At 48.6% G+C, this 13,306-nt stretch carries 15 protein-coding genes and 1 rRNA gene; 11 read left to right on the forward strand and 5 right to left on the reverse strand.

Annotated elements, in window-relative coordinates; all coding sequences use genetic code 11:
* The first annotated feature begins 32 nt into the window (after positions 1 to 32).
* On the forward strand, positions 33 to 251 hold the full coding sequence (infA, locus tag ACMXD4_RS16515; RefSeq protein WP_013819653.1) for a translation initiation factor IF-1: 219 nt from the start codon (positions 33 to 35) through the stop codon (positions 249 to 251).
* Between the two features lie 34 nt (positions 252 to 285).
* Here the strand turns inward: infA and clpA are convergent, their stop codons facing one another.
* Together clpA and clpS are read right to left on the reverse strand one after the other, a co-directional pair.
* The gene (gene clpA / locus ACMXD4_RS16520) at positions 286 to 2,562 is read right to left on the reverse strand and encodes an ATP-dependent Clp protease ATP-binding subunit ClpA (RefSeq protein ID WP_033157262.1); all 2,277 of its coding nucleotides are present in this window, start codon (positions 2,560 to 2,562) and stop codon (positions 286 to 288) included.
* Between the two features lie 9 nt (positions 2,563 to 2,571).
* On the reverse strand, positions 2,572 to 2,895 hold the full coding sequence (gene clpS / locus ACMXD4_RS16525) for an ATP-dependent Clp protease adapter ClpS (RefSeq protein WP_020482550.1): 324 nt from the start codon (positions 2,893 to 2,895) through the stop codon (positions 2,572 to 2,574).
* A 125-nt stretch (positions 2,896 to 3,020) separates the two neighbouring features.
* Here clpS and ACMXD4_RS16530 point away from each other — a divergent pair, with 125 nt between their 5' ends.
* The 9 genes from ACMXD4_RS16530 (at position 3,021) to mtaB (ending at position 11,044) form a co-directional block, all read left to right on the forward strand.
* Entirely contained in the window at positions 3,021 to 3,476 is a 456-nt protein-coding gene (locus tag ACMXD4_RS16530) for an NUDIX hydrolase (RefSeq protein WP_415878797.1), read from the forward strand.
* Entirely contained in the window at positions 3,473 to 4,573 is a 1,101-nt protein-coding gene (mnmA, locus tag ACMXD4_RS16535) for a tRNA 2-thiouridine(34) synthase MnmA (RefSeq protein WP_415878798.1), read from the forward strand. Before ACMXD4_RS16530 ends, mnmA begins: the two co-directional genes overlap by 4 nt.
* On the forward strand, positions 4,560 to 4,817 hold the full coding sequence (locus ACMXD4_RS16540; RefSeq protein WP_415878799.1) for a type II toxin-antitoxin system RelE family toxin: 258 nt from the start codon (positions 4,560 to 4,562) through the stop codon (positions 4,815 to 4,817). The genes mnmA and ACMXD4_RS16540 overlap by 14 nt, the downstream gene beginning before the upstream one ends.
* On the forward strand, positions 4,801 to 5,130 hold the full coding sequence (locus ACMXD4_RS16545; RefSeq protein ID WP_319960668.1) for a helix-turn-helix transcriptional regulator: 330 nt from the start codon (positions 4,801 to 4,803) through the stop codon (positions 5,128 to 5,130). The genes ACMXD4_RS16540 and ACMXD4_RS16545 overlap by 17 nt, the downstream gene beginning before the upstream one ends.
* 64 nt (positions 5,131 to 5,194) lie before the next feature.
* Entirely contained in the window at positions 5,195 to 6,355 is a 1,161-nt protein-coding gene (locus tag ACMXD4_RS16550; protein ID WP_415878800.1) for an AAA family ATPase, read from the forward strand.
* Positions 6,355 to 7,047: a DUF3226 domain-containing protein gene (locus tag ACMXD4_RS16555; RefSeq protein ID WP_319960670.1), complete on the forward strand. Its 693-nt coding sequence runs from the start codon at positions 6,355 to 6,357 to the stop codon at positions 7,045 to 7,047. The genes ACMXD4_RS16550 and ACMXD4_RS16555 overlap by 1 nt, the downstream gene beginning before the upstream one ends.
* Before the next feature lie 31 nt (positions 7,048 to 7,078).
* Complete coding sequence (purB, locus tag ACMXD4_RS16560) at positions 7,079 to 8,437, forward strand: adenylosuccinate lyase (RefSeq protein WP_415878801.1); 1,359 nt, start codon at positions 7,079 to 7,081, stop codon at positions 8,435 to 8,437.
* A gap of 16 nt (positions 8,438 to 8,453) precedes the next feature.
* On the forward strand, positions 8,454 to 9,683 hold the full coding sequence (locus tag ACMXD4_RS16565) for a nucleoside recognition domain-containing protein (protein WP_415878802.1): 1,230 nt from the start codon (positions 8,454 to 8,456) through the stop codon (positions 9,681 to 9,683).
* Positions 9,684 to 9,757: 74 nt separating this feature from the next.
* On the forward strand, positions 9,758 to 11,044 hold the full coding sequence (gene mtaB, locus ACMXD4_RS16570; protein ID WP_415878803.1) for a tRNA (N(6)-L-threonylcarbamoyladenosine(37)-C(2))-methylthiotransferase MtaB: 1,287 nt from the start codon (positions 9,758 to 9,760) through the stop codon (positions 11,042 to 11,044).
* A 65-nt stretch (positions 11,045 to 11,109) separates the two neighbouring features.
* Here the strand turns inward: mtaB and ACMXD4_RS16575 are convergent, their stop codons facing one another.
* Positions 11,110 to 11,892, reverse strand: a complete 783-nt coding sequence (locus tag ACMXD4_RS16575; protein WP_033157256.1) for a VacJ family lipoprotein — start codon at positions 11,890 to 11,892, stop codon at positions 11,110 to 11,112.
* Between the two features lie 90 nt (positions 11,893 to 11,982).
* On the opposite strand from ACMXD4_RS16575, the gene rnt reads away from it, so the two are divergent.
* Positions 11,983 to 12,609: a ribonuclease T gene (gene rnt, locus ACMXD4_RS16580; RefSeq protein ID WP_171694625.1), complete on the forward strand. Its 627-nt coding sequence runs from the start codon at positions 11,983 to 11,985 to the stop codon at positions 12,607 to 12,609.
* 121 nt (positions 12,610 to 12,730) lie between these two features.
* Here the strand turns inward: rnt and grxD are convergent, their stop codons facing one another.
* Complete coding sequence (gene grxD, locus ACMXD4_RS16585) at positions 12,731 to 13,051, reverse strand: Grx4 family monothiol glutaredoxin (protein WP_415878804.1); 321 nt, start codon at positions 13,049 to 13,051, stop codon at positions 12,731 to 12,733.
* Positions 13,052 to 13,184: 133 nt separating this feature from the next.
* Positions 13,185 to 13,300: ribosomal RNA gene (gene rrf / locus ACMXD4_RS16590) — 5S ribosomal RNA — on the reverse strand.
* Positions 13,301 to 13,306: the final 6 nt, after the last annotated feature.

The following is a 13,306-nucleotide window of genomic DNA, read 5'->3' on the forward strand; positions in this document are numbered from 1 at the left end:
AACATAGGCGTTTTAAATTTAGAGCTTTGACTATGGCAAAAGAAGATCAGATTGAAATGGATGGCAAGGTTATCGATACCCTGCCCAACACTATGTTTCGCGTCGAATTGGAAAATGGTCACATCGTTACCGCCCACATCTCCGGCAAAATGCGCAAACACTACATCCGCATCCTGACTGGCGATAAAGTCCGCGTAGAAATGACACCTTACGACTTGACCAAAGGCCGCATTACTTTCCGCAATCGCTAACCCGTCTTTCGGGAAAGCGATTGCTTCCCTCGCTTTATACGACTTGATTCAATTCCGAAACGATTAGTTGTTTGCTCTCGATGGCAAAAGCCAACGCATCGTTCTCGACATGCACTCGCACGTGACCGCCATTCGCTAAACGACCGAACAATAAATCTTCTGCCAGCGGTTTTTTGATCTTTTCCTGAATCAATCGCGCCATTGGCCGCGCACCCATTTTTGGATCGCAACCATGTTCGGCCAGCCACGCTCTCGCCGCAGGCTCTAAAGTCAATGTGACATTTTTGTCCGCCAATATGGCTTCCAGCTCGAAAATAAACTTATCGACCACACTGCCCACCACCGCCAAATCCAGCGGTTTGAATTGCACAATCGCGTCCAGACGATTTCTAAATTCCGGCGAAAACCCTCGCTCGATCACTTTCATACTATCGGAAGCATGATTTTGCTGGGTAAAGCCGATAGATGCCCGACTGCTTTCTTCCGCGCCGGCATTGGTCGTCATGATCAAAATGATATTTCTAAAATCCGCTTTGCGACCGTTGTTATCGGTCAATGTGCCGTGATCCATCACCTGTAGTAAAAGGTTGAACACATCCGGGTGCGCTTTTTCCAACTCGTCCAGCAACAACACGGCATGGGGATGTTTGGTCACCGCTTCGGTCAATAAGCCGCCTTGGTCGAACCCAACATAACCCGGAGGCGCACCAATCAAGCGTGATACAGTATGCCGCTCCATGTACTCAGACATATCGAAGCGAATCAACTCTATGCCCAATACTTTGGCTAGCTGCCGAGTCACTTCGGTTTTACCGACACCGGTAGGACCGGCAAACAGGAACGAACCGATCGTTTTAGTGGTATCGCGCAAACCCGCTCGCGATAGCTTAATTGCCGACGCCAGCTCTGAAATGGCTTCGTCTTGGCCAAACACCAGCATCTTCAGGTTTTTTTCCAAGCTCGACAATTTATCAATGTCGTTTGACGATACCGATTGTGCCGGAACCCTGGCAATTTTGGCGACGATTTCTTCTATCTCGGCAGTATCGATCAGATCCTTGCGATCAATACCGGCAAACAACCGCTGCCTGGCCCCGGCTTCGTCGATCACATCAATGGCTTTGTCAGGCAAATGCCTGTCTGTGATATAGCGCGCTGATAATTCCACCGCAAGTCGCAATGCTTCTTGGGTGTATTTCAGGCCATGATGCTCTTCAAAGCGCGACTTCAAGCCCTTCAAGATTAATACAGTATCTTCTATCGATGGCTCTATCACATCGATTTTCTGGAAGCGCCGAGCCAGAGCGTGGTCTTTTTCGAAAATACCCCGATATTCTTGATACGTAGTGGACCCAATACAACGCAATTGTCCGGATGCCAACACCGGTTTGATCAAGTTAGAGGCATCCATAACCCCACCGGAAGCGGAACCCGCACCAATAATGGTATGAATTTCGTCAATAAATAAAATCGAGTCCGGTTCTTTTTTGAGCTGGCTAATTAAAGCCTTGAGTCGTTTTTCAAAGTCGCCGCGATACTTGGTACCCGCCACCAGTGCACCCATATCTAGTGAATAAATCACACTATTCAACAAAATATCCGGCACTTGTTCTTCAACAATTCGTTTCGCCAAACCTTCAGCTATAGCGGTTTTACCGACACCAGCCTCCCCTACCAATAGCGGATTATTTTTGCGGCGGCGGCAAAGCACCTGAATGGTTCTTTCCACTTCCAGCTCGCGGCCGATTAAAGGATCGATGTTGCCTTTCAGGGCTTCTTCGTTCAAGTTGGTTGCGTATTTTTCCAATGGGCTGGACAAAGCTTCATTGCTGCCGCGCTCGGATTCCGGCTCTTCGTTATTTTCTTTTCTGAACTGCTCGATTTTGGAAACCCCGTGCGCCAGATAATTGACCACATCCAAACGAGTGATGTCTTGTTTGTTCAAAAGATAAACCGCGTGCGAATCCTGCTCACTGAACAAGGCGACAAATAAGTTCGCGCCGGTGACTTCTTTTTTGTCGGAAGCCTGGACATGAAATACGGCGCGCTGTAAAACACGCTGAAAACCCAAAGTGGGTTGCGTTTCGCGCTGTATGCCTTCCGGAATCAAGGAAATGGTTTCATCTATAAATCGGGTTAGTTCGGCCCGCAGTGCATTAACATTGCAGCCGCAAGCGATCAAAATCGGTATCGTCGTCACGTTGTCCAACAAGGCTAGCAATAAATGCTCGACCGTGATGAATTCGTGTCTTTTGGCATGAGCTCCGGTAAAAGCAGCATTCAATGTCACTTCAAGTTCTTTACTTAGCATGGTTACCCCTCACGCCTCTTCCATCGTGCACATCAGCGGGTGATGGTGCTCACGGGAATATTCGTTAACAATATGTACTTTGGTTTCAGCCACGTCTTTGGTGTAGGTACCACAAACGCCGACACCCTGCGTATGCACTTGCAACATCACCTGCGTTGCTTTCTCTTGGCTCATGTTAAAAAAATCAGTCAATATCTCGACGACAAAATCCATCGGCGTAAAGTCGTCATTAAGCAACATAACCTTATACAGTGGCGGTCTTTTCAGCTGCGGTTTGGCTTCTTGCAGCGCGGTGTTACCGTCACCATCTTTCAAGGGTTCAAAATCTGACATAATCTTTGGTGCTGTGAATCATTGTGGTCTTAAAAATAGCGTCTTAAACATTAAATTTCAATCTTTAGGCACATAAAAAACATTTCTAGTAAAATGCGCGCCTTTTACCGTTTTCTATCAATATCATGGTTTGGAAACCTCACGTCACCGTCGCCGCCGTGATCGAAAAAGACGGACGCTTCCTGCTGGTTGAGGAGACAACGGCAAGAGGCCTTGCGTTCAATCAGCCTGCTGGTCATTTGGAAGAAGGTGAAGATTTAATCAGTGCCGTCAAACGCGAAGTTTGCGAGGAAACAGCTTGGCAATTTGAACCGGAGGCTTTAATCGCCACACAGCTATGGCGCAGAAATCCGCATATGCCCAGCTTTGTTCGCTTCTGTTTTTCCGGTACAGTCAACAACCACAATCCAGAACAAGCTCTCGACGACGGCATTATCGACACTCACTGGTTAAGCCGCAATGAAATTTACGCAAAACGCCAGCAATTGCGCAGCCCTTTGGTATTGACCACTGTGGACGAATACCTGAAAGGTCAGCGCTTTCCGCTTAGCATCTTACAGTCTTTTATCGATTTAGAATGAGCAAACACATCATCGTCGGCATGTCCGGCGGCGTCGATTCTTCCGTTACCGCTCTAGCCTTGCAAGAACAAGGCCACAAAGTCACCGGCTTGTTCATGAAAAACTGGGAGGAAGACGACGGCACCGAATATTGCACCGCGATGCAAGACTTGGCCGACGCACAGCAAGTTTGCGACAAACTCGGCATAGAGCTTAAGACCGTCAACTTCGCCGCCGAATATTGGGACGAGGTATTTGAAGTGTTTTTGTCAGAGTTTAAAGCCGGCCGCACTCCCAATCCCGACATACTTTGTAACAAACACGTCAAATTCAAAGCGTTTCTGGATTACGCCATCGAAGACTTGGGCGCCGAATATATTGCCACCGGCCACTATGCCCGGGTTCGCGAACAGGACGGCGAATTCCAATTATTAAAAGGCTTGGATCCCAACAAAGAGCAAAGCTATTTTCTCTACGCAATGGGACCGAAAGCCCTGTCTCGTACCCTGTTTCCAATAGGCCACCTGCACAAGCCGGAAATCCGCGCGATGGCCGACAGAGCCGGTTTTGCCAACAGCCGCAAGAAAGACAGCACCGGCATTTGCTTCATCGGCGAACGCAAATTCAAGGAATTTCTGCAACGCTATTTGCCGCACCAACCTGGTGAAATGCGCACCCCGGAAGGGCAATATATCGGCAAGCATCATGGCTTGATGTATTACACCCTGGGCCAACGCCAGGGCCTCGGCATAGGTGGGGTCAAGGATGCGCCGGACGAACCGTGGTTCGTACTGGAGAAAGACCTGGACAACAATGTGCTGATCGTCGGCCAGGGCCACAACCACCCGTTAATGCTGCACAACACCCTGGAAGCCGGCCAACTGGACTGGTGCGGCAGCCAACCCTTGACCGAAACCATCCGTTGCGCCGCCAAGACCCGCTACCGCCAGCCTGACCAGGATTGCGTCGTCGAACCCATCGACGACGGTAGCCGCGTCAAAGTCCGCTTCGACGAACAACAACGAGCGATTACGCCGGGGCAGTCGGTGGTGTTTTATCAGGGCGAGGTTTGTTTGGGCGGGGGGATTATTGAGTGTAAATATAATGAACCGGATTGAATGGCAGCCCAAAGCGGTCAAACAACTGCGTAAAATTGCCGACAAAAGATTGCGCGAACATGTTTACGATTCGGCTCAGGTTTTGAAAGACTTTCCTGAGTGCGCCAATATCAAAAAATTGACCAAACATGAATACAGCTACCGTTTGCGTGTGGGTGCTTATCGGGTATTCTTTGAGTTTGACGGCATCGTCAAGGTTGTTTCCATTGAAGAGGTGAAAAAACGCGATGAGCGCACATACTAATATTCAAATTATCAATGGTCTCGACGGCAACCCGGCTTTTGTGGTGATTCCTTATGCCGACTATCTGAAAGAACACTCGGTTGACAATGCCACTATTCCTAACGAAGTCGTTGGCGCCGTTATTAAACAAGACATTACGCCCATTAAAGCTTGGCGGGAATATTTGCATTTATCGACAGCCGAGCTAGCCACACGCTTAGGAGTTTCTGAAGCGGAATATATTGATATAGAAAATCAAGAAAAACCTCATAAACAATTGCTAAAAAAAATGGCAGCCGCGCTAAACATTAAGATTGATCAATTAAATTTTTGATAAAAACATTTTTCTCGTCTTTTCAGTGCAGCGCCTAAAATCAAATATACAACAAGAGTAAAAAATGCTAACCAATTTACGCATTAAAAATTTCCGCATGCTAGAGGATTTGGAAATTCCAAAGCTTGGCCGCGTAAATTTAATTGTTGGAAAAAACAATAGCGGAAAAAGCACGATTTTGGAGGCATTAAGAATATATGCAGGAAAAGCCCACCCTGAACTACTGGGAAATATTATAATAGATCATGATGAGTCATTCAAACTAGACCAGGAAGACAGACCCACCGACACCCTTTATGGCCTAAAGAATCTATTTCCTGGGAGAGTATTTCCAACAGATGACAATAACTTCATACAGATAGAATCAAATTCAAACTTAGTTAAAATTGAATACGTATTTTATTATATGGAAGAATTTGTTACAAAATCTGAAGATGGATTAACCACGGAAACCACACAAAGAAAAGTAGTCGTAAAAAAATCCAACCTATCCAACAATGACAAAAAATTCCCTGCTATCCCCGCCATCCGAATTGGACGAAACACATTAATTGAATTAAATGTAGATCCTAAATTATCAAGCCTACATCCTCACTTATTCTGGAATATTGATAACCGTGAAACACTAAAATTCAGCTTAGTTTCAACAAACTTTATAACACCAGAGAAACTTGCCCAACTTTGGGATAAAATTGCTGCAAGTTCTAGCGAAGAAATTGTTTATCGTGCACTACAAATAGTTGACCCAACCATAGAAAAGCTCGCTTTTATCAATGGAAATACCGATTCCTCTTTACAAAACGAGAAAAATTTTAGACGAATAGCCATTGTCAAACTCAAAAATTCGGAGATTCGTGCCCCTCTTAACAGCATGGGAGACGGCATGACCCGTATTTTGCAACTGATACTTTCTGTATTTCCCGCAAAGGATGGAATTTTATTAATTGACGAATTCGAAAACGGCCTGCACTACAGTGTTCAAGAAGAAGTCTGGCGCATCATTTTCCAATTAGCGAAAGAGCTAAATATTCAAGTCTTTGCAACAACACATAGCTGGGATTGCATCGAGAGTTTTACTAAAGCAGCAGTTGAAAGCCCGGAAGAAGGCGTTTTGCTGAAAGTATCCAGAAGCAAACTCACCAGCGATCATGGAAAAGTAATCGCTACCGTTTACGATGAGACCGAGTTAGAAACGATAACCGCATCAGAGCTTGAGATTAGATAGTGTCAAAAAAGATATTATTGGTCGAAGGCAATAATGACCGAGCCTTCTTCAGAGCATTCTGTAAAAAACTCGATCTCAAAGATGTCGATGTGCCAGAAATAACCATCGTCACGCCGAAGGATATAGGCGCACAAAGAAACGGCTGGACCAACCTTATTGACCATTTACCAACAGAAATTAAGCGATTACGCAATGGTGATATTGATAAATTAGCGATTGTGATAGACGCAGATTTTGAGCCCGACAACTATGGCGGAGTTACTTCAAGGCGAAGTTTGATTACCAAGAAAATAAACGATTTTTTACAAAAACAAAATTACGGCCTCTACGAAATATCGGATCAGCCTAATTACAAAACAGGCGATATTTTCAAGCACACAAACGGCTTACCTGATATTGGCTTATGGATCATGCCCGATCATCAAAATGACGGAATGATTGAAAATTTTGTCGAGCAAATGATTTCAGCCAGCGCCGAACAACAATCGCTATTAGCTCACGCAAACTTCTCAATAAATAACTTACCGACCAAGCTATTTAAAGACATTCATTTGTCGAAAGCCAGAATCTATACATGGCGAGCTTGGCAAAAAGAGCCTGGCATAAGATTGCCGGATGCGTTGTCCGAAAACCTATTAACTATCGAAGCCGCTGCTAATTTCAGCAACTGGTTAGTCTCGGTTTTTAAATAATTATCCAAATATTTTCTAAGGAAATAGCTTTATGACACTCACCGCCATCTCCCCCATCGACGGCCGCTACGCCAGCAAAGTCGACGCCCTCCGTCCCATTTTCAGCGAATACGGCTTGATCCGTTACCGGGTCGAAGTCGAAGTGCGCTGGCTGCAAGCCCTGGCTGCCGAAGCCAAGATCGCCGAAGTGCCAGCCTTGTCCGCCGAAGCGACCGCAGTGTTGAACAAAATTGTCAGCGATTTCTGCGAAGCCGACGCCCAAGCGGTCAAGGACATCGAGAAAACCACCAACCACGACGTCAAGGCGGTCGAGTATTTCCTGAAAGAAAAGATCAAAGGCAACGCCGAACTGCACGCCGTCAACGAGTTCTTCCACTTCGCCTGCACCTCCGAAGACATCAACAACCTGTCTTACGCACTGATGTTGAAAGAAGGCCGCGGCCTGATTTTGGCGGAAATCGATGCGACGATAGACGCGATTAAACAACTGGCGCTTGCCAGCGCCGAACAACCGATGCTGTCGCGTACCCACGGCCAGTCGGCGACACCGACCACGGTTGGCAAGGAATTCGCCAATGTCGTCGCCCGCATGCAACGCCAGCGCCAACAACTGGCGAACGTCGAACTGCTGGGCAAAATCAACGGCGCGGTCGGCAATTACAACGCACACAGCGTCGCCTATCCGGATGTGGATTGGGCCGTTTTCGCGCAAAACTTTGTCGAATCGCTGGGCCTGACTTTCAACCCTTATACCATCCAGATCGAGCCGCACGATTACATGGCCGAATTTTTCCATGCCCTGTCGCGCTTCAACACCATCCTGCTGGACTTCGACCGCGACGTCTGGGGCTATATTTCGCTGGGTTATTTCAAGCAAAAAACCGTCGCCGGCGAAGTCGGTTCCTCGACCATGCCGCACAAGGTCAACCCCATCGATTTCGAAAACTCCGAAGGCAATCTGGGATTGGCGAATGCGATTTTCGGCTTCCTGGCCGACAAATTACCGGTCTCCCGTTGGCAGCGCGACCTGACCGATTCCACCGTATTGCGCAACATCGGCGTCGGCATCGCTCATACCAGCATCGCGATTCAATCAAGCTTGAAAGGCATCTCCAAACTGGAACTCAATCCGGCGTTAATCGATCAAGACCTGGACCAAAACTGGGAAGTGTTGGCCGAGCCCATCCAAACCGTGATGCGCCGCTACGGTATCGAAAAGCCTTACGAAAAATTGAAAGAGCTGACCCGCGGCAATCGCGTCACCGGCGAGGGGATGCGCGCCTTCGTCGAAAAGCTGGAAATTCCGGCCCAAGCCAAGGCTGAATTGCTGGCGCTGACGCCGCACAGTTACACCGGTTATGCGGCGGCTTTAGCCAAGAAAATTGGCTAAACGTTAGGATAGGTTGTTGCTGAACTTCATCTGGATATTCTTCTTCCTGAGCGCCTTCGCCACCGCCGCCTTCAAGCTGTTGGTGCTGGGTGATACCCAGGTGTTTTCCGAGTTGATGAATGCGATGTTCAGCCTATCCAAGACCGCGTTCGAGATTTCGCTGGGCTTGAGCGGCGTGCTGGCCTTGTGGCTGGGCATCATGAAAGTCGGTGAACACAGCGGCTTCATCGATCTCTTGACCAAGGCATTGAATCCGCTGTTCAGCCGGTTGATGCCGGAGATTCCCAAAGGTCATCCGGCGCAGGGGGCAATGGTGATGAACATCGCCGCCAATATGTTGGGGCTGGACAATGCCGCGACGCCGATGGGCATCAAGGCCATGCAGGAAATGCAAACCTTGAATCCGCATCCCGAGCGGGCCAGCGATGCGCAGATTTTATTTCTAGTGATCAACACCTCCTCGGTGACGCTGTTTCCGGTAACGATCTTCGCTTACCGGGCTCAACTGGGTGCCGCCAATCCGACCGACGTGTTCATTCCGATATTGATCGCCACCTATATGTCGACGCTGACCGGCCTGCTGGCCGTCGCCGCCGTGCAGAAGATCAATTTGCTGGACAAGGTGGTGATGGCTTATCTGGGCGGCATCACCATCTTGGTCGGCGGCATACTGGCTTATTTCGCGGGCTTGGATCAGGCAGAAATGCTCAAGCAATCGGCTCTGGTCAGCCATGTGATTTTGTTCGGCTTGGTGGTGTCGTTCATCGCCGCCGCTGCCTACAAAGGTCTGAACGCCTACGAATTGTTCGTCGAAGGCGCCAAGCACGGTTTCCAGACCGCGATCACCATCATTCCTTATCTGGTGGCGATGCTGGTGGCTTTCGGAGTGTGCCGGGCCAGCGGCGCGTTGGAATTGATTACCGACGGTGTAAGGCTATTGGTCAATGCTGCCGGCATCGACAACCGTTTCATCGACGGCCTGCCGACTGCACTGATGAAGCCGTTCAGCGGCAGCGGCGCGCGGGCGATGATGATAGACACCATGCAGACCCATGGCGCCGATTCCTTTGCCGGCCGGCTGGCATCGGTGGTGCAAGGCAGCACCGAGACCACGTTTTATGTGTTGGCGGTGTATTTCGGCGCGGTCAACATCAAGCAGATACGCCACGCCGCCGCCTGCGGCATCGTCGCCGACCTTGGCGGCATCGTGACCGCGATTTTGGTAACGTATTGGTTTTTTGGTTAATTTTTCAAGTGGACGGCGCATTACGCAACGCTCATGCGCCCTATACATTATCGATCTAACGTTTTTACAGCAAAATGCAAATTCATTTAAAAACCCTCGGCTGCCGCCTCAACGAAGCAGAACTGGAAACTTGGGCGCAGTCCTTTCAAGCTAAAGGCCACGGCATTACACGCAACCTGAATGAAGCACAATTGGTGATCATCAATTCCTGCGCGGTCACCCAAGACGCGGTGAAAAAATCCAAGCAAATGATACGCCGCATTCACCGTGACAATCCGCAAGCCAAGCTGGTGGTCAGCGGTTGTTACGCGACACTGAACGAGGAAGAAGCCGCGCAATTGATGGGCGTGGATTTGATCGTCGGCAACCAGGACAAAAACCAACTGGTCGAAAAAACTCTGGCCGAACTGAATCTGGACAGTATGCCAGCGATGTCGACCGAACCCGGCGAAGTGTCGCTGTTCAGCCGTGGCCGCCAGCGCGCCTTCGTCAAAGTCCAGGACGGCTGCCGTTACCGCTGCACCTTTTGCATCGTCACCGTCGCCCGCGGGGAGGAAAGCAGCCGTCCCATTCAAGCGGTCATTGACGAGATCAACGCACTGCACGCTCAAGGCATCAACGAAGCCATCATCACCGGTGTGCATTTGGGCGGTTACGGCAGTGACATCAACAGTAATTTGGTCGAATTGGTTAGCGAAATCCTGGCTAAGACGGAGATTCCACGCCTGCGCATGGGTTCTCTGGAACCTTGGGAATTGCCGGATGGTTTCTTCGAGTTGTTCAAAAATTCAAGACTGATGCCACATCTGCATTTGCCCTTGCAGAGCGGCAGTGACAGCGTACTACGGCGCATGGCCAGGCGCTGTAAAACGGAGGAATTCGGCCAAATTGTTAAACTGGCCCGAGCGACGATTCCGCATTTCAATATCACTACCGACATCATCGTCGGCTTTCCGGGCGAAACCGAACTGGAATGGCAGGAAAGTTTTGATTACATCAAAAGCCTGGGTTTTGGTCATATTCACATTTTCAGCTATTCGCCTCGGGAAGGCACCAAAGCCGCGGGTTTGCCGGATCAAGTCGATCAGAACACAAAGAAACTGCGCAGCAAGCAATTGCATGAATTAGCCGACACAATGAAGCATGACTTCATTGCCGAAAACCTCGGCGAACAGGCCAACATTTTATGGGAAGGGCAAAAAGAAGCTCAGCAAGATGGCGTGGTCCGCCATTTCGGCTACACACCGAACTATCTAAGGGTAGCCTGCGATGTGGCACCCGACCTCATTCTGGAAAATAGGATAATGTCGGGAGTACTGGTAGAAGCGAAACCGGATTTCGTGCTCGTCCGCTTGGATTGAAGCAATAAAAAAGCCGCAAAGCTATTTGCTTTACGGCCTTTTACATAAGAGTAGAACAGTTTAAATCAATACGGATTCGGATCGAGCGGTCCACGCCCACCGCCCTGCATTTCGTCGAATTTCAACACATCTTCGTCTGGAACCTTGCCATCGTGAACCAGGTAATTACGTCTGGAAAGATAGGCATTTTTAAAAAACTCGTAACGATCCAGTGCCGCCTCGGTAGCGACTTTTTCCATACCCAGCAGATCTGAGCGCGCGTCGATGACTTTCAATGCACCAGGACCAATCGAAACCGCCGCGCCAATCCAATTTGGATTTATGTAGATACCGGCATAAGTAAACGGATTCATCGCGGCATCGCCAACCAACCCGAACACGCCACGTGGCGAACTAGGTCCGAAAAACGGCAGGACCAAGTAAGGGCCGGTAGGTATTCCCCAATAGCCTAAGGTTTGATCAAAGTCTTCATTATGCTTCGGCAAATCGATCATCGTCCCAACATCTATAAGCCCGGCGACACCGATGGTGGTGTTCACCAAGAAACGCGCGCCGTCCTGACCCGATTGCAGGAGTTTTCCTTGCAAAACATCGTTGGTACAAACACCTATGTCATCGACATTGCTGAAAAAATTAGTAACCGCTTGGTCCGCAAAATCGGGCATAACCCAATCGTAGCCTTTGGCAACCGGTTTCATGACATAATCGTCCACGCCGTCGTTAAATGATTGCACGCCTCTGTTCCAGCCCTCCCAAGGATCTTTAGGATCGACACCGCGGGTCGTGGCACAACCGTTTAATACGGTCAGTAACCCTAAGATAACCCAACCTTTTTTCCGATCTTGCATAACTTCACCTCACCAATTGATTATTGTTTATACCTATCCAAAACTCACGTAACATAACGCACAACCGACTTTTTTAGCCCATCAAACTCAATGGAAATAAACCTAAATCCGTTAGGCAACCGTTTCAGAGGTTACCTTCCTGTTATTGTCGATATAGAGACCGCCGGCTTTAATTCAAAAAAAAATCCACTATTGGAAATTGCCGCCGTAATAGTCGAACCAGACACTGATGGATGGCTGCATGTCACCGAAAAACATCACTGCAATATCATTCCTTTCAAAAACTCAGAGCTGGACGACGCAGCGCTCAAATTTACCGGTATCGATCCATACCATCCTTTCCGCATGGCGATAGAAGAGAAGGATGCGCTTACCAAGCTGTTTACCCCTGTCAAAGCCGCTGTAAAACGTAACGAATGCAAGAGAGCCATTTTGGTTGGTCACAACCCAGCTTTCGATATCAATTTTTTGAACGCCGCTATTGAACGAACCAACTACAAACGAAGCCCGTTTCATCCATTCAGTAGTTTCGATACCGCCACACTCGGAGGGCTAATGTACGGCCAAACAGTTTTAGCAAAAATTGCTCAAGCTGCCGGAATTGTCTGGGATAACGAAAAAGCACATTCAGCGCTTTACGACGCCGAACAAACTGCCGAGTTGTTTTGTATGATTATCAACCGCTGGAAAAAATTAAGCGAGTACGAAGCGACGTAAATGTAGCCAATTAGCGACTTAGAACACATGCACCCAAACATATTGGCGAGAATGGCAGAAAGTCCATCGCAATACACGGTCGAATAGGCACGCTGCTGCTTAATTAATATACCTTTTTCGACTAAAGCTTGGAGCCAACGCTTGCCAGCAAATTATTAAGCTCACCTTTATTAAACAGATCGATGACGATGTCGCAGCCGCCGATTAATTCGCCGTTGATATACAGTTGGGGATAGGTAGGCCAGTGTGAGTATTCTTTTAAGGCTTCACGCACTTCAGGGTCTTCGACGATATTGATGTGGGCATAATCCGCATTGCAAGCCTGCAAGACTTGCACCACCCGGCTGGAAAACCCACACTGGGGAAAATCTGGCGTGCCTTTCATGTATAAGACCACAGGATGGCTGGCTAATTGGGCTTGGATTCTGTCTATTGCACTCATGCGTTTTCTCGCTAAACATTGATGAGAGGGGATTCTAACAACCCCGGTCGCAAAAGAGAAGAGAGCAGCAGTAGGGGTGATTTTGGGTCAAAAAAAAGCCCTGCTATGGGTAAGCAGGGCTTTTGGTTTAAGAGCTTGGCGATGACCTACTTTCACATGGCAACCTGCCACACTATCATCGGCGCTAAGCGGTTTCACTTCCGAGTTCGGGATGGGATCGGGTGGTTCACGCTTGCTATGTTCACCAAGCAAACT

Origin of the sequence: Methylomonas sp. TEB (assembly GCF_047777895.1) — a bacterium.
Lineage (GTDB): Bacteria > Pseudomonadota > Gammaproteobacteria > Methylococcales > Methylomonadaceae > Methylomonas.